Source organism: Neobacillus terrisolis, assembly GCF_051233475.1.
GTDB lineage: Bacteria > Bacillota > Bacilli > Bacillales > Cytobacillaceae > Bacillus_BU.
In genome coordinates, this window is the sequence record NZ_JBKFGH010000018.1 from 1 (window position 1) to 15,382 (window position 15,382).

General features: G+C 40.1%; 18 protein-coding genes. 9 read left to right on the plus strand and 9 right to left on the minus strand.

The annotated features are described in order from the left end of the window. Positions 1-464: 464 nt before the first annotated feature. Positions 465-719, minus strand: coding sequence for a YqkE family protein (locus ACI48O_RS11940; protein ID WP_435562042.1), 255 nt, complete (start codon positions 717-719; stop codon positions 465-467). Positions 720-832: 113 nt separating this feature from the next. Here ACI48O_RS11940 and ACI48O_RS11945 point away from each other — a divergent pair, with 113 nt between their 5' ends. Both ACI48O_RS11945 and ACI48O_RS11950 read left to right on the plus strand, forming a co-directional pair. Then, positions 833-964, plus strand: coding sequence for a hypothetical protein (locus ACI48O_RS11945; RefSeq protein WP_435562043.1), 132 nt, complete (start codon positions 833-835; stop codon positions 962-964). A gap of 143 nt (positions 965-1,107) precedes the next feature. Next, positions 1,108-2,040: an alpha/beta hydrolase gene (locus ACI48O_RS11950; RefSeq protein WP_435562044.1), complete on the plus strand. Its 933-nt coding sequence runs from the start codon at positions 1,108-1,110 to the stop codon at positions 2,038-2,040. An 83-nt stretch (positions 2,041-2,123) separates the two neighbouring features. On the opposite strand, the gene ACI48O_RS11955 is transcribed toward ACI48O_RS11950, so the two are convergent. The 6 genes from ACI48O_RS11955 to ACI48O_RS11980 all read right to left on the minus strand — a co-directional run bounded on the left by ACI48O_RS11955 (position 2,124) and on the right by ACI48O_RS11980 (position 6,736). After that, a complete protein-coding gene (locus ACI48O_RS11955; RefSeq protein WP_435562045.1) occupies positions 2,124-2,450 on the minus strand; it encodes an iron-sulfur cluster biosynthesis family protein in 327 nt (108 codons plus the stop codon). 107 nt (positions 2,451-2,557) lie between these two features. Beyond that, positions 2,558-2,890: a YolD-like family protein gene (locus tag ACI48O_RS11960; protein ID WP_435562046.1), complete on the minus strand. Its 333-nt coding sequence runs from the start codon at positions 2,888-2,890 to the stop codon at positions 2,558-2,560. Between the two features lie 56 nt (positions 2,891-2,946). After that, entirely contained in the window at positions 2,947-4,206 is a 1,260-nt protein-coding gene (locus ACI48O_RS11965) for a Y-family DNA polymerase (RefSeq protein WP_435562047.1), read from the minus strand. Between the two features lie 188 nt (positions 4,207-4,394). Beyond that, entirely contained in the window at positions 4,395-4,910 is a 516-nt protein-coding gene (locus ACI48O_RS11970; RefSeq protein ID WP_435562048.1) for a DUF3221 domain-containing protein, read from the minus strand. A gap of 53 nt (positions 4,911-4,963) precedes the next feature. Beyond that, entirely contained in the window at positions 4,964-5,761 is a 798-nt protein-coding gene (locus ACI48O_RS11975) for an SDR family NAD(P)-dependent oxidoreductase (RefSeq protein WP_435562049.1), read from the minus strand. Positions 5,762-5,773: 12 nt separating this feature from the next. Next, positions 5,774-6,736 carry an MBL fold metallo-hydrolase gene (locus ACI48O_RS11980; protein WP_435562050.1) on the minus strand — a complete coding sequence of 321 codons (963 nt, stop codon included), beginning with the start codon at positions 6,734-6,736 and terminating at the stop codon, positions 5,774-5,776. A gap of 796 nt (positions 6,737-7,532) precedes the next feature. On the opposite strand from ACI48O_RS11980, the gene proC reads away from it, so the two are divergent. Together proC and namA are read left to right on the plus strand one after the other, a co-directional pair. Then, complete coding sequence (proC, locus tag ACI48O_RS11985) at positions 7,533-8,369, plus strand: pyrroline-5-carboxylate reductase (RefSeq protein WP_435562051.1); 837 nt, start codon at positions 7,533-7,535, stop codon at positions 8,367-8,369. Between the two features lie 90 nt (positions 8,370-8,459). After that, entirely contained in the window at positions 8,460-9,482 is a 1,023-nt protein-coding gene (namA, locus tag ACI48O_RS11990; RefSeq protein ID WP_435562052.1) for an NADPH dehydrogenase NamA, read from the plus strand. Positions 9,483-9,586: 104 nt separating this feature from the next. Here the strand turns inward: namA and ACI48O_RS11995 are convergent, their stop codons facing one another. Further along, positions 9,587-10,468, minus strand: a complete 882-nt coding sequence (locus ACI48O_RS11995; protein ID WP_435562053.1) for a LysR family transcriptional regulator — start codon at positions 10,466-10,468, stop codon at positions 9,587-9,589. Positions 10,469-10,583: 115 nt separating this feature from the next. Between ACI48O_RS11995 and ACI48O_RS12000 the strand changes: the two genes are divergently transcribed. The 4 genes from ACI48O_RS12000 to ACI48O_RS12015 all read left to right on the plus strand — a co-directional run bounded on the left by ACI48O_RS12000 (position 10,584) and on the right by ACI48O_RS12015 (position 12,555). Beyond that, complete coding sequence (locus ACI48O_RS12000) at positions 10,584-11,267, plus strand: class I SAM-dependent methyltransferase (protein WP_435562054.1); 684 nt, start codon at positions 10,584-10,586, stop codon at positions 11,265-11,267. A gap of 69 nt (positions 11,268-11,336) precedes the next feature. Next, positions 11,337-11,735 (plus strand): SET domain-containing protein, encoded by a 399-nt coding sequence (locus tag ACI48O_RS12005; RefSeq protein ID WP_435562055.1) that lies wholly within the window; start codon positions 11,337-11,339, stop codon positions 11,733-11,735. A 165-nt stretch (positions 11,736-11,900) separates the two neighbouring features. Then, complete coding sequence (locus ACI48O_RS12010) at positions 11,901-12,206, plus strand: hypothetical protein (RefSeq protein WP_435562056.1); 306 nt, start codon at positions 11,901-11,903, stop codon at positions 12,204-12,206. 61 nt (positions 12,207-12,267) lie between these two features. Continuing rightward, a complete protein-coding gene (locus ACI48O_RS12015) occupies positions 12,268-12,555 on the plus strand; it encodes a hypothetical protein (protein WP_435562057.1) in 288 nt (95 codons plus the stop codon). A 91-nt stretch (positions 12,556-12,646) separates the two neighbouring features. On the opposite strand, the gene rnz is transcribed toward ACI48O_RS12015, so the two are convergent. Next, complete coding sequence (rnz, locus tag ACI48O_RS12020; RefSeq protein WP_435562058.1) at positions 12,647-13,579, minus strand: ribonuclease Z; 933 nt, start codon at positions 13,577-13,579, stop codon at positions 12,647-12,649. Positions 13,580-13,853: 274 nt separating this feature from the next. On the opposite strand from rnz, the gene zwf reads away from it, so the two are divergent. Further along, positions 13,854-15,356: a glucose-6-phosphate dehydrogenase gene (gene zwf, locus ACI48O_RS12025; protein ID WP_435562059.1), complete on the plus strand. Its 1,503-nt coding sequence runs from the start codon at positions 13,854-13,856 to the stop codon at positions 15,354-15,356. The last annotated feature ends 26 nt before the right edge of the window (positions 15,357-15,382 follow it).

Below are 15,382 nucleotides of genomic sequence, written 5' to 3' on the forward strand. Positions count from 1 at the left end.
CTAAAGAGTTCTTAAAACAGTTTGAAGCAGGACTAATAAATCATAAAAAACCAATCGCTGTATAGATAAAAAAGTTTTTTTAAAAACAAAGGAATCGTGAGTAAACATGAGTATATGTCCAAACTTAGGGGGTTGACCCGATATATTTTTTAACTTGTCCCATATTCACATTTAAACGAGCATAAACTCTTTCCCGCGAGCAAATATTTTAAAAAAAATGCGGAAAATCCGAAAAAAACACGTTTTTTTGAAGAAATTACAGGTTTTCCTCAAAAAAATAACCTTTTTTTAAAAAATCCGGGCCATTTTCAAAAAATAAGTTGTTTTTTAATAAAAAACTCCTCAGTTAGCTGTATATTGGAACCAAGCGACTTCTCAAATACACAATCAAAATTTCATAAGCATAATCAAAAAAAGATAACCCAAGGTCGTATGCACCTTGGGTTATCTCTGTTTCAAACCGTTTATTTAAAATCCTTCCAGCTCATTGAGCTTTCATTTAGCATCTCTTCGAATGATTTGTTTTTCTCTTTTAATCGTCTTTCCTCTTTTAGGCGCAGCTCCTCTGCTTCCTTCTTCCGTTCTTCCTCTGCCTTCAGTTCCTGTTGTTTGTTTTTCAGTTTATTTACTAAATCACCGTTAAGCATATCGCCCAGCGTCACAGCGGCTTCATCTTTTTTGGGTTTTTGATTTTGTTTTTTTGAATGTTGTTTTTTCATGCGAACGGACCTCCACTGCAATATTTCTTCATTATTATATCATCTGTGAGAAAATTGGGCATGAATAACGCCGCGACCTTTCATCCATCTTATTAAAGAAAGGGGATGTTACGATGAGCCAAAAGCGTGAAAAAGGATATAGTCAAAAAGGAAAAACGTCGAGTGATACAACAAGACCAGTAATGGCCGCAGAGGATATGGAAAAAGCCATACACCCAACAAAACGGCAAAATGCAAAGCAGTAATCTTTTCAGGTGACTCCATTGATTAGGAGGCACCTCTTTTTTGTTCTATGCATAAATAAAGTGGTAAAATAAAGTGATTTCATTGGCTAACGCATGTTTATACCCACCTTTGAAAAGTTCTGTTTGGAGGGGAGGCTTTAAGTTTGAAAAAGAAAAAAGCTGCCGGACTATTGGGCTCCATCCTTTTAGCAGCATCATCGATTGGCGTTTATTTTTCAAATCGCCTTATGTATATGAAAAAGAAAGATGAAAAATTGGTTTTAATGCGGGAAGCCGCTGCAGGCCGATTTGACCCGATTCAGTTCGAGAGCTTGCCAAAACGTGAGGTTTTAATCGATTCTCCGCTCGGTTATAAGTTAAAAACCATTTTGGTTGAACCACATAAGACAAATCGCTATATTGTGATTTGTCACGGCGTTACCGAAAATAAAATGAATTCCGTTAAATATATGAACCTGTTTCTTGAGCGGGGCTTTAATGCGGTCATTTACGATCATCGCCGTCACGGCGAATCCGGCGGTAAAACGACGAGCTTTGGCCATTATGAAAAATTAGATTTAAAAGCCGTGGTCGATTGGCTTAAAAACGATAAAGGACCAGATTTGCTGCTAGGAATTCATGGCGAGTCGATGGGTGCTGCCACAACGCTGCTTTACGCCGGAATGATTGAGGATGGTGCCGATTTTTATATAGCTGATTGTCCTTTCTCCGACTTTAAGGAGCTGTTAGAATACCAAATAAAAAAAGATGTGAAGCTTCCGCCACGTTTGGTGCTTCCACTCGGTGATTTGTTTTTACGGCTCCGCGATAAATATTCGGTAAAAGAGGTATCACCTATTTCTGTCATTGAAAATATCAAAAATCCGATTTTGTTTATTCATAGCCAAAATGACAAATACATTTTGCCTTCGATGACCGAGGCATTATATGAACGCAAACCCGGACCGAAGAAGCTGTTTTTGGCTGCCATTGGAGGTCACGCCCAATCTCTTAATGAAAACCGTACGGAGTATGAACAGGCGGTTGACGAGTTCTTGGAAGAGTGCGGGTTTAGGAATTCTAACGGAACAAGTTAGTTCTATTAAATAAAAAACGGAATCTTTTCTAAAAAAAGGGCTGCTAAATTCATTCAACGGGGGCAGCCCTTCTTACATCTAGCTTATTTTGTTTTATCAACTAAGCTCATTCTCGGATTCAAATATTGACTTGGACTTTTCAGCTGAAAGCAATTCGCGGTCACGGAAAAATCAAGACTCATCGTTTCATCAAAAAACACCAGCTTATCCTTTTCCATATATATGGTGCACTTGTTTGTTTTCACTTCTACTTCGTCTCCGGAGAGTTCCTTTACAAACCACAGGACTGGTACACCATTAACCGCACAGCCACAGTCCTCTATATCGTAAACCAGCTTCAGATAACCATCTTTTCCTGCTGTTTTTTCGGTTAACTTCTTTCCTGCTTCTTCCGTGATGATAATCTGCATGTTTTATATCCCCTTTCCCTTTGAACGCCTCCTATTGTAGCATATTTGTTTTTGGGTTTCTCTTTGTGCAACTATAAATATATTCTCATCTCCGCACTCACCAAAATTTAATCCGCCAACCGAACATCATAAATATCCGTCAGCTTAATTTGATGTACTTCCTCAAAGCGGTCGACAATATGCAGCTTGCCCCCTAGTGCATCCCAATAATGAATTTTCCCTACGACGATTTCATAATTATGACTATGGTAATGACTGATTGTTACGAGTTGGTCAAATTCCATCGCACCAGAAATCGTTTCATTCATCTGCTCAAGCTGCTGTTCATCCAACTGCTTTTTGTATTCATACGTATCCTCCTTGACCCAATCCCTCAGCATCTTTACATGCTCGGGCAACATCATCGATGTCCATTTAATTCTACCGCGATCACGAATCATCCCGGCTCACCTCTTTTTCAAAAAATAAAACCTTTCTTTGCACCGGCAGCAAAAACCTATCTCTTATGCCCGCCCACAAGATTGGCTCTATGTCTGGACGTCCCCGCTTCGGTGTACGAAACGGCGCGCAACAAGGCGCCCGAGCCAAATCGATTGCGAATTCGATCGACCGTGTAGCCAAGCTCATGCTTTCTCCATCTGTTCATTTCAAACAGGCTTAATTGCATTTGGTGGTCATCGACAATATTCCCTAATGAAATCGCAATTTGCCGGACCGTTTTTCCTTGATAGTTCTCGTGAAACAGCTCTAAGCAAACGCGATAAAGATCCATCGTAATATTAGTCGGGTCGGCAATGGTTCTCGACCGATGGAAGCCGCCGCCAAATTCATCCTTGCTGTAAGTGATACTGAGACTAATCGTCCGTCCTGCTTTACGGCGGTTACGAGCTCGCCGCGCCACTTCCTCACACATCTCAAGGATCACGCTTTTAATTTCATGCTCCTCTTTATAATCGCGCAGTAAAATCTGACTTTTTCCAAAGCTGATTTGCCCTTCGATAATCGGTGCGCCGATTTCGGAAAAATCAACACCCCAGGCGTGATAATACAACTGATTGCCCATAATGCCGAATTTCTTTTCAAGCTTCTCCAAATCGTAACGAGCAAGCTGACCGACAGAAAAAATTCCCATGCTATTTAATGTTTTTTCGACTTGTCTGCCAATCCCCCACATTTCTCTTAACGGTGAAACGCGCCACAGCTTCGTTTGGACATCATCATACGTCCACTCCGCAATTCCTAATTTTTTCGCCTCCAAATCGAGACAAAGCTTTGACATGAGCATATTCGGGCCAATCCCGATTGTACAAGTAAGCTGAAATTCTCTCTCGATATCCTTTTTTATTTTTTCAGCAATGGTACGGGCATCTCCCCAAAGATTCGATGCACCATCGACCTTTAAAAAGCTCTCATCGACACTGTAAACATGAATGGCTTCCTTTGGTACAAACCGGTGAAACAAGCGCGTAATTTCCGTGGAAATACGCAAATAGGTTGCCATTTTCGGCTCGACAATGTGAATGCGCGGATCGTTTGGAATCTCGAACATGCGCGAGCCCGTTTTAATGCCAAAATCTTTTTTCAAACGAGGCGAGGCAGCGAGCACGACACTTCCCTGCCGCTCCTGATTTCCGACCACCGCTAAATAACATTCAAGCGGATCGAGGCCAAGCATTACGGCGGAGCAGCTTGCATAGAAGCTCTTCATGTCGACGCATAATACATGCTGTTTTGGCATCTTGCTGTAATCCACCATAGCAATCCCTTCTCCACTCAAGATGCGAACATTAGTTCTTATCTTATTATACTCTTTATCTTAAGCGAATATGCGTTCGGTTTCAATGGAAATTTTATGGAGGATTTTTAGCCCAAAATAAAGAGGAGCTACCTGAATAGCTCCTCCAACCGTTTTAAAAAAAGAAATCGAAAGTGAATAACACAGTCTTATTCCACTTCAATTTGTTGTGTCGCAAAATCATACCGAATCGTAACGGGATTCGGATTCTCCAATGTCAGCCCCGCTATCGTTGCTTCAAACAGCTCCTCAGTCCGCTTGCTCGCTTGAAACACGACCGGCTTCCCGTAGTTTGCTTCTGAATATTCAACAATTGCTTTTACAGCATCCTGCACTTGCTTATCGTCCTTATCTACGATGACCACTATTTTTTTCACATCTGCCTGGGCCGGAAACGATTCTCGAATCGCCCCGTCAAACCAAGGCTCTACCTGTACCCCAATATCAAGATCGCTAAAGTTCATTCTCTTACCAGTGTCAGAGACAACTTTAACATTGCTACTTGCTGTAAAGTATGTATCGTTCACAAGGATGCGCTGGTCATCAATATCCGTAATATAACCTGTTTTTGCTTTTGTTAAGTCAGCCTGACCGAAGCTGCTGCACCCCGCTAGCGCGAGCATCAAAAACAGAATCAATACACTAACCAAAGTAAAATTGCGCATCTTTAACCACCTCTTACCATAATTGACGGATAAGAGCGGCAAAAGTTACATGGCTATTTTTTATTAAATGCCCGCTTTCCTACCCGCTCAACGACCCGAGGAAACAGCGTATAAAAGATGCTGGCTGCATTCATCCAACGCGGCAAATTGATTTCCCGCGTTTTCGTGAGCATGCGCCCAACGACCTGGCGCGCAACGTATTCCGGCTGCAAAACCCACCGAGAAATATTTTTTAAATACGTGCCCTTTTCATCGGCAATATTGAAAAAATTAGTGGCAATCGGCCCGGGATTAACTGTGGTAACATAGATGCCCAGGTCGGCAAGCTCCATTCGGAGGCTGTTTGAATAGCCGAGAACGGCATGCTTTGTCGCTGAATATACACTTGATTTCGGTGTAGCCATTTTTCCGGCCTGTGACGCTATATTGATGATGTGACCAAAGCGGCGTTCCCGCATAACCGGAAGAACCATGCTTGTGCAAGCCAATAATCCCACTACATTCACTTCAAACATGCTCTTAATTTCTTCAATTGATGCTTCATGAGCCTCGCGAAATATTCCGAATCCGGCATTATTGACTAACACATCAATATGTCCTAGAGACTGCAGCACGTCGGCGAACACAACTTTAATGGCGTTCGTGTCCGAAACATCAAGCTGATAAACGAGCACTTCCACCCCGAAACGAGTCTGTAACTCTTCTTTAAGGATTTCTAATTTATCCACACTTCTAGCCATCAGGACAAGCCGTGCACCGGCCTCCGCACAAAGGCGAGCCATTTCAGCTCCAATTCCACCTGATGCACCTGTAATCACCACATTTTTTCCGATAAGTCGTTCATTAGCCATAAAATCGACACCTCAATTTGCTTTATATCGATACGGAAACTCCTTATTTATCATAGTAATTTCCTGCAATGAAAGCAAATAGTCAATTTGCGCCACAGTTTGCGATAAAGTCAGCACCAGCTCCCGTTCATAAAGGTGTGGAAATAAGCGCTGGCAAACCTCATAAACCGTCATTTCCTCACTTTTAAGCCACTCTTTCACCTGCATAGCCCGTTCATGCTGACGGCTAAGCCGTTTTTCGATTAAAGCCCCTGCATCAGTAATGTCATCGCCATGACCTGGATAAACAATTTGAATCGGAAACTGTGCCAAATTTTTCAAGGAAGCATTTAACTGCAGCTGCGGCTGTGGGCGATCCTGTTCCCCTGGAAGCGGTGGCTCAAGGAGAGGGTTTGGTGAAATATGAGGCAGTAATTGATCACCGCCAATATAAGCCCCATCACTCTCACGAAACAGCCCGATGTGGCTTGAAGCGTGACCGGGTGTTTCAATCACCTTCCAGTCGCTTAGCCCAGGAGGTGTATCTCCTTCAATAAGATGGCCGGTCAAAGTACGGTTACAGGAAAACTTTGTTGTTTTCCGAAACACGCCTTTCAACGCTAAAAACTGATCGGCTACACCAAATTCCTTTAAAGTTCGAACAAAAAAGGCTTCATTCTCCTCTATAAACTGCTCAGTAATTGTTAACCAACGCTGATTATAGGGATGACCATAGACTTCTAACGTTTCAGGAAAATAAGCAAGCAAACCGACATGATCGGGGTGATGGTGGGTAATAATAATTTGCTCAATATCATTTGGGGTCAGGTGTAAGTCATTGAGCTGTCTTACAAAGGAATTCCATGATTCTTCGGTATTTGTTCCGGCATCAACGAGGGTTAATCGCTCTCCCTTAACAAGAAACACATTTACGTCACCAACTGGAAAGGGAGTCGGCAGCGTGATTTTGGCAATACCGTTTCTCCATTCTGTCATTCAACCAACTCCTAAAAAATTATATTTAGATAAAAATCAATTAACAGAAATCCAATAAAAAGAATAAATAATTTCAATAAGTAAAAGTATAAAGATAAGTATAACCTAAAATTCGCTAAATTGTCATTATATTCACATAACTACAAAAAAATAATAAAATTTCTATTCATAATTACTTGACAGACAAGCATTCCTTCTTGCATAATCACTATAAAATTTACTAACGGAAAAATAAGCGATGAGTATGGATTAGTAAATGGGAAATGACGCAAGAGAGTGAAGCTCACGGCTGAAAAGCTTCACCGTCCTCTGACCATCGAACCTGCCATATGAGCTGTTAGGGAAACCTAAACGTGAATCCTGCGTTAACGGAGCCAAAGCTGCACCTTTTTTGCACTATGAGAAAAGGTGAATAAAGGTGGTACCACGGAAGCTAAGACCTTTCGTCCTTTTTACGGACGACGGGTCTTTTTTGTTTAACTGTGTTAAAGAACAATGTTATTTTTAAACACTCTGTTGATTGGAGCGGAAGGTGCGAGACTCCTCTAAAATGCTTAGGCATTTTATCGTGCGCTGTTCATTCAAGGATGATTATTCACGTCCTGCGGGAGAAGGTGTCACGGGAGACCCCACAGGCGCTATGGCGCCGAGGAGGCTCCCGGACTCCCCCGCGGAAAGCGAGCACCTGGAGCGGAAATCAACAGGCCTTTTGTTAATCAAGTACTTGAAGCTCATGCTAATGACAACAAATAGAACCACACTACAAAATTATTAAAATAAAGGGGAACAAAGATTCATGAAAAAACTTGCATTTATTGGGGCCGGTTCAATGGCTGAAGCAATGATTTCAGGCATTGTCGAAAACAACTTCCTTAAAGGGGAACAAATTTGGGTAACAAACCGAAGCAATCAAGAAAAGTTGGATCGCCTTCATCAAAAATATGGTGTAAATGGCACTTATGATTTAAGCGAGCTATTGGAAAATGCGGATGCCGTTATTTTAGCAATGAAGCCGAAAGAAGCTGCCACTGGGATTTCGCAAATTCGCGCTTATTTAACCGAAAACACAATGCTCATCAGTGTGTTAGCAGGTGTGTCAATCGAGAGCATTGAACTGCTTGCTGAAAAAAAATTACCTGTTGTTAGAGCGATGCCAAATACATCAGCAACTGTTGGCAAATCAGCAACTGGTCTAGCTATTAATTCATATGTCTCTGACCGTCAAAAGGAAATTGTGCAAGCCATTTTCGAAACAGTTGGCTTAACCACTTTTGTTGAAGAAAATCAGATTGATGCGATAACTGGCCTTTCTGGAAGCGGCCCGGCCTATATTTATTATTTGATCGAAGCGATGGAAAAAGGAGCAGATGAAATCGGACTTGATAAAGATGTAGCCAAGGACCTGATTGTGCAAACCTTGCAAGGAGCTGCTGAGATGGTCGCTAAATCAACTAAGCCATCTTATCAATTACGGTCCGAGGTAACGAGCCCAGGCGGAACGACTGAAGCAGGAATTCGCGTGTTAGAGTCGTTTGAGGTACAAAAGGCCTTTATTCAATGCATTAAAGAAGCTACTGCTCAATCGAAACGTCTCGGCATCGCCCTTAGTGACGAACTGTATCCGGTAAAGTAAATAAAAAGTTGGAAAAAATTCCTTAATCATTAAGCCTCTGCTATACTTGTGATATCTTTAGATTCACGAAATAAAAGGAGGCTTTTTATTTTGACTGCAAAGTTATTTTATCCCTATACCATAAAAGGGCTCACCTTAAAAAATCGTGTGGTAATGGCACCGATGTGTATGTATTCTTCTGAAAAAGAAGATGGAACGATGAGTAACTGGCACATCACTCATTATGTGAGCAGAGCTGTTGGCCAAGTTGGGCTAATCATCATTGAAGCAACTGCTGTCACCGCACAGGGCCGGATTTCGAACCGAGATTTAGGAATATGGAACGATGAGCATGTGGAAGGCTTCAAAAAGCTGACCCAACTCGTAAAGGAACATGGCACAAAGATCGGTATTCAACTTGCTCATGCCGGAAGAAAAGCTGGAGTAGAGGGAGAGATTCTTGCTCCTTCGGTGATTCCATTTGATCAAAACTCAAAAACACCAAAAGAAATGACAAAAGAGGAAATCAGCGAGACAATTGAAGCATTCAAACAAGGAGCAGAACGGGCAAAACGCGCTGGCTTTGATGTCATTGAAATTCATGCGGCACACGGCTACCTTATCCACGAGTTTTTGTCACCGCTAAGCAATCAACGCCATGACGAATACGGGGGTACCGCTGAAAATCGCTATCGTATTTTAAAAGAAGTGATTGAAGCGGTGAAAACGGTTTGGAACGGCCCATTGCTAGTAAGAGTATCTGCAAGTGATTATCATGAACAAGGTTTAAAGGCTGAGGACTTTATTACAATCGGGCAATGGCTGAAGGAACAAGGAGTTGATCTTGTTGATGTAAGTTCGGGCGGACTTGTTCACGCTGCTATTTCAATCTATCCTGGCTATCAGGTAAAGCTCTCTGAAACGATTAAGCAGCAGGCCGACATTCCCACTGGTGCAGTCGGACTGATCACCTCCCCACTGCATGCTGAAGAAATTCTGCAAAATGAACGGGCTGATCTCATATTCCTTGCAAGAGAACTGCTGCGCGACCCGTACTGGCCAAGAACGGCAGCTAAACAGCTTGGGGTAAACATAGAAGGTCCAAAGCAGTATGAGCGGGGCTGGAATTATTAATCAATAGATATAAGTAAAAGAAAAGCTGAACAAATATAGGTTCAGCTTTTCTTTTATCCAATGATCGCGACCTGTGAAATATAATTTTAGTCCTTCTTTGCAGACTAAGTAACGTCTGCATTAGAGGACAATTCAGCCTTTAAAAATCTTAAAAAAGTTTTCATTTCAGCGGTTTCTACTTTCGTAACTACATAGGTTGCCGAGACAGGCAAAGTTATTTTATCTGAGTGAATTTCTACTAATTTCCCCACTTTAATTTCTTCTTTTACCATCATCATCGGCAAATAAGATACACCTAGCCCCTCCTCAATAAAACGTTTTGTAATTTCTACTTGATTAACTGCCATCGACTGGATAGCAGGATAGTGGCTTTTAATAATCGGTAAAAGTTCATCCCAATATTCGGGATGATTATGTGTGATTAACCTAAATTTATTTAGAGCTGTTTTTTCGTCAAGATGCACTCCGTTTTCACTAGATCCAACTAAGATGACTGGCTCTTCGTGGACGATGACTGAATTTATATTTGTTTGTACTGGTTGTATCCTTGATAGTCCTAAGTCCGCTCTACCTGAGCTGATTTCCTCACCAATGTCAAAAGATTGAACAATGTTTATAATAACCTCTATATCTGGATTCTCATTCATAAATTTCCGCAAAAGGGATGGGAGAATCGCTGAAGCTATTTGCGGCGCACTAGCAATAATTAACTTCCGATTATAGCCCTGCTTCCACAAATTGAAGTCTTCCAATCTTTGTTCATATTTCTCAATAATCTCAATGGCATAGGGGAGAAATTTAAGCCCAGCTGCTGTCAGGGTTACAGTTTTTCCTGCTCGGGTAAATAATTCAATATTTAACTGACTCTCAAGCCGTTTGATGTGCTTCGTTATCGCAGGCTGGGTAAGAAAAAGCTCTTCTGAGGCTTGCCGAAAATTTTCATATTTAGCTGCAGTAATAAAGGTTTTTAACCACTTAATATCCATGCTTATCCCCTACTCTAATAACAAACCGTTATTAAAAATACAAATTTATGTTAATTTTCATTATAAATAAATTACCATATAATTCAAGTAACAATCAATCAAAGGGGGAACGATAATGGTAACAAGAGATGAAGTAAAGGAAAAGTTCAATGAAAATGCAAGCCAATATGATCAACAAAGGGAAAAATTGATTCCGTGCTTTAAGGATTTTTATTCTATCCCCGTTTCCGTTTTAGAAACAAGCAAGGAGGAACCAGCCGTCCTAGATATCGGCGCAGGCACTGGTTTATTAACTTCTTTTATTTTAAAAAAGTTCCCAAAAGCGAAGGTTACCTTAATTGATCTATCTGAAAAAATGATCGAAAAAGCAAGACAAAGATTTAAGAATTACGATAATATCACATATATTGTTGAGGATTATACGAAATATCATTTTAATAAAAAATTTGATATGATTGTATCTTCCTTATCGATTCACCATTTAACAGACCCTGAAAAAAGAAGATTGTATGACCATATTTACGGAGTGTTAAAAACCGACGGAGTATTTATAAATGCTGACCAGGTTCTTGGCCAAACACCCTTTATTGAGTCACTTTATAAAAACGACTGGAAAAATAAAATTGAACATAGCGGCTTAACACAAGAAGAGCTAAAGGCTGCACACGAACGAACCAAATTAGATAAAATGGCAACTTTAGATATGCAGTTAAACTGGCTTAAGGAAATTGGTTTTCATGATGTAGATTGTATCTATAAATATTTTAATTTTGTGGTTATATTTGCCAGAAAGGTTTAACAAAACAGTTGCTTTCAGTTCCAACAACTGTTAGCTTTAAGAATAGTAAATAACTTGAAGGAGAAAAACATGATTGAAATAAAGACTTCCAAACTTAGCGACGGCGAGCTTAATAGAGGTGTTTTCGCGACACGGGATATCGCCAAAGGTGAGTTAATCCATGAAGCACCTGTTCTACCCTATCCAAATGATGAGCATATTCACATCGAGAAAACGCTTCTCGCCGATTATGCATTTGAATATGGTAAAAACCATTCTGCCATTCTATTAGGGTATGGCATGCTGTTTAACCATTCATATCAGCCAAATGCCACATATGAAATTAACTTTCCGAACCATACCTTTGACTTCTTTGCTTACAAAGATATTAAGGCAGGGGAAGAAATTCTAATCAATTATAATGGAGACATTGATGATACCGATCCACTTTGGTTTAATATGGACGAAAATGATAAAACCAAAGAATAATACCACAGATTCAAGAAAGACGTGAGGATAACTTGCGTCTTTTTTTATTTTCAAAAAGATTTTATGTAAAAATGTGCAATTGTCTATCATTTTGTTAGACCTTTGTCCAAACGACTTGCTCTTTTTTTAATAAACTATTAAGGAAACTTAAAGGAGGGAAGAGTAGTGAGCAGAGTATGGAGAAACCCTGATTTCTTCGGAAGAAATCGCCGTTCTAATAACAATGACGTTCGTAACGATGTAGATGTGGAGGCAGATGTAAATTCTAGAATTGATAACGACCTAGATAATGATAATGATATTAACCTAAAAGACAAAAACACAAATGTAGCTAATGCCAGAGTTTTTAATAGCGGTAACTCTAATATAGATGTCGATATTAATGTTGATAGTGATTCACGCGCAAGAGTCCGTTCAAGATCCGAGGCAGATTCAGATCAGGAGCAGGAACAAGAACAGGAGCAAGACTAACGATGAAAGGGATACTTAAACAGTATCCCTTTCGTTTAACAAAAACTAGGAAGGGGTAAATATGCAGGAATCTATTGAAAATAAACTTAAAACTGTGATTGAGAATAGTGGGAACTCTGAAGTTGATCTAAATGTGAATATAGAAATTGATACGAAAGCACTCGCTTATGGACTATTATGCAGTTTATATGCAAAGGGAGAAATAACGGAATCCGAGCTGGAAAAAGCAGTTCAAAAACTAGATTCATTAATAGACCGGGATAAGAAAAGAAACGGAAAAAATATGTATATTGAAAATAAACCAAACCTATTTGGTTTTCCAAAACAAAATAAAAGAAGAAAATGGTAATATACTTTTTCTTCTTTTATCGTACAAAATAAGTGCCAAACTAATTTCAATATGGTTGGCAGCCCCTTCGTGGGGATTTTATTTTTACGACTCAACTATTTTTTTGTAATGGAATGTCAATTTCTTTGAAATCCTCAGCTATTTCGGTATCATGAAAAATTTCTTTTGCTTCAGCAACAAGCTCTTTCCAGGCATCTCTGTCATAACGTGAGCTTATATGGGTCAAGCAAAGCTTTTTTACACCTGCTCGTTTGGCTATTTCGGCTGCTTGGTGAGTAGTAGAATGGAAGTAGTCACGGGCTAGATCTTCCTCCCCTTTTGAAAAAGTTGCCTCATGCACGAGCAAATCCGCTTCAAAAGCCAATTCTTCTGCATTTTCACACTTTCTCGTATCACCAAGAATGGTTACAATTCTCCCCTTCTGTTTAGGTCCTAAAAATTTAACAGCCTCAATCACTGTACCATCTTCTAGCGTTACATTTTCACCATTCTTGATTTTTTTATAAATCGGGCCCGGCTTAATTCCAGCTTTAGATAACTCGTCTGCACGCAATGTTCCGGGACGATCTTTTTCAACAATGCGAAATCCGTAAGACCGGATCCCATGGTCTAAAGACAGCGCCTCTACGAGAAATTGGTCATCTTCAAAAATAGTGCCCTCCTCGATCTCAATCACCTTTAAAGGATATTTTAAATAGGTCTGACTGACCGTTAAACTTACATTAATATATTCATTCAAACCTTTTGGACCGTATACGGTAACTTCGGTTTCTCCTCCCTGAAATGAACGGCTCGAGAGTAAACCCGGCAATCCGTATAGATGATCGCCGTGAAGGTGTGTAATAAAGATTTTTTCAATTCTACGTGGTTTAATGGCTGTATGTAAAATTTGATGTTGGGTCGCCTCCCCACAATCAAAAAGCCAAACACTTCCCCGTTCCTCCAATAGCTTTAAAGCAATCGAAGTGACGTTGCGAAGCTTAGCCGGTATTCCCGCACCGGTACCTAAAAAGAACACTTCCACTTACATTAACTCCTTCCCATTACAAATCAAGCTCTCGGGAGCAAATTTCATTATATGCTAGCAATACTATAACATACAATAAAGTAATGAGTTTAGTCTCACCTATACCAGATGCAGAGGATTAGGATATTAAGGCGAAAAAAGAAGAAAACTATCGATATATGTCACTTTATATTTGCTTATTGATAAACAAAACGATAAAATTTTATATCTGTATAGGTCATTATCAATTATCTGCATATTATTGAATTTAAATAAAGAGAGGTACAGCATTGTGAACCAAACTGAAAAACCAACCGCATTGATTATGATTTTTGGAGCAACAGGCGATCTAGCAAATCGCAAGCTATTTCCTTCCCTCTATCAGCTCTATCAAAAAGGAAATTTAGATCGTTTTGCTGTGATTGGAGTTGCCCGTCGCTCCCTTACTGATGAACAATTTAAACAGAATGTGAAAGATTCTGTTTTATCTGCAGAAAATAGCAGTGAAAATATTGATGAATTTATTTCACACTTTTCTTATCACTCCCATGATGTGACCGATTCAAGTTCTTATACTGCACTTAATCAGCTGGCTGAGGAGTTAGACAATCGTTTCAAGCTTAACGGCAACCGAATCTTTTATTTAGCGATGGCTCCTGAGTTCTTTGGAACAATTGCTGAGCATTTGAAAAAAGACGGATTAACAAATGTTAAAGGCTTTAAACGTTTAGTTATTGAAAAGCCGTTCGGTCATGACCTTGAATCTGCTAAAAAATTAAATAAACAAATTCGCACAGCTTTTTCAGAAAATGAAATCTATCGGATTGACCACTATCTGGGTAAAGAAATGGTCCAAAATATTGAGGTCATCCGTTTTGCAAACGCAATGTTCGAACCGCTGTGGAATAATCGATACATATCCAATATTCAAATTACTTCCAGTGAAGTATTAGGGGTAGAGGAACGAGGACGTTATTATGAAAAAAGCGGAGCACTCCGCGATATGGTTCAAAATCATATGTTGCAAATGGTTGCTCTGCTAGCAATGGAACCCCCTATCCGCCTTACCACGGACGAAATTCGCTCAGAAAAGGTTCGTGTTCTAAGGTCGTTAAGACAAGTAACGGGTGAAGATGTTGGTAAATATTTTGTGCGCGGTCAGTATGGCGAAGGTGTTGTAAATGGAGAGCAGCTTCCTGCTTACCGGAATGAAGACATGGTTGATCCTGAATCGACTACTGAAACATTTGTGGCTGGAAAATTAATGATTGATAATTTCCGTTGGGCTGGAGTTCCATTTTACATCCGCACGGGTAAACGAATGTTAACGAAGCAAACGAAGATTGTTATTCAATTTAAAGATATTCCGATGAATTTGTATTACCAAACAGAACAAACATTGGCTCCAAACCTGCTTGTTATTCATATTCAACCTGAAGAGGGAATCACCCTCCACTTAAATGCAAAGAAATTTGGACAAAGCCTTGATGCCACTCCGGTAAAGATGAGCTTTGCCAATAAAGGAATTAATGGAATGAATACTCCAGAAGCCTATGAACTGCTCCTTTTTGATTGCATGCGCGGTGATGCTACCAACTTTACACACTGGGATGAAGTAGCCCTCTCTTGGAGCTTTGTTGATAACATCTCCAATGCTTGGAGAAACATGAAGGAAACAAGCTTTCCAAATTATGAATCCGGGAAAATGGGCCCGCAAGCAGCTCATGAATTGCTAGAAAAAGATGGCTTCCACTGGTGGCCTGTGACAACCTTAGACGTTGAGACATGTAATTAATAGTTTTAAGACCCGCATCAATGTGA

Coding starts and splice junctions, on each gene's coding strand:
- ACI48O_RS12015 (WP_435562057.1), top strand. CDS start 12,268: ATGCAGGAATCTATTGAAAATAAACTTAAAACTGTGATTGAGAATAGT.
- ACI48O_RS12000 (WP_435562054.1), top strand. CDS start 10,584: ATGGTAACAAGAGATGAAGTAAAGGAAAAGTTCAATGAAAATGCAAGC.
- ACI48O_RS11970 (WP_435562048.1), bottom strand. CDS start 4,910: ATGCGCAATTTTACTTTGGTTAGTGTATTGATTCTGTTTTTGATGCTC.
- ACI48O_RS12005 (WP_435562055.1), top strand. CDS start 11,337: ATGATTGAAATAAAGACTTCCAAACTTAGCGACGGCGAGCTTAATAGA.
- proC (WP_435562051.1), top strand. CDS start 7,533: ATGAAAAAACTTGCATTTATTGGGGCCGGTTCAATGGCTGAAGCAATG.
- ACI48O_RS11945 (WP_435562043.1), top strand. CDS start 833: ATGAGCCAAAAGCGTGAAAAAGGATATAGTCAAAAAGGAAAAACGTCG.
- ACI48O_RS11975 (WP_435562049.1), bottom strand. CDS start 5,761: ATGGCTAATGAACGACTTATCGGAAAAAATGTGGTGATTACAGGTGCA.
- ACI48O_RS11995 (WP_435562053.1), bottom strand. CDS start 10,468: ATGGATATTAAGTGGTTAAAAACCTTTATTACTGCAGCTAAATATGAA.
- ACI48O_RS11955 (WP_435562045.1), bottom strand. CDS start 2,450: ATGCAGATTATCATCACGGAAGAAGCAGGAAAGAAGTTAACCGAAAAA.
- ACI48O_RS11960 (WP_435562046.1), bottom strand. CDS start 2,890: ATGATTCGTGATCGCGGTAGAATTAAATGGACATCGATGATGTTGCCC.
- ACI48O_RS11965 (WP_435562047.1), bottom strand. CDS start 4,206: ATGGTGGATTACAGCAAGATGCCAAAACAGCATGTATTATGCGTCGAC.
- ACI48O_RS11980 (WP_435562050.1), bottom strand. CDS start 6,736: ATGACAGAATGGAGAAACGGTATTGCCAAAATCACGCTGCCGACTCCC.
- ACI48O_RS11940 (WP_435562042.1), bottom strand. CDS start 719: ATGAAAAAACAACATTCAAAAAAACAAAATCAAAAACCCAAAAAAGAT.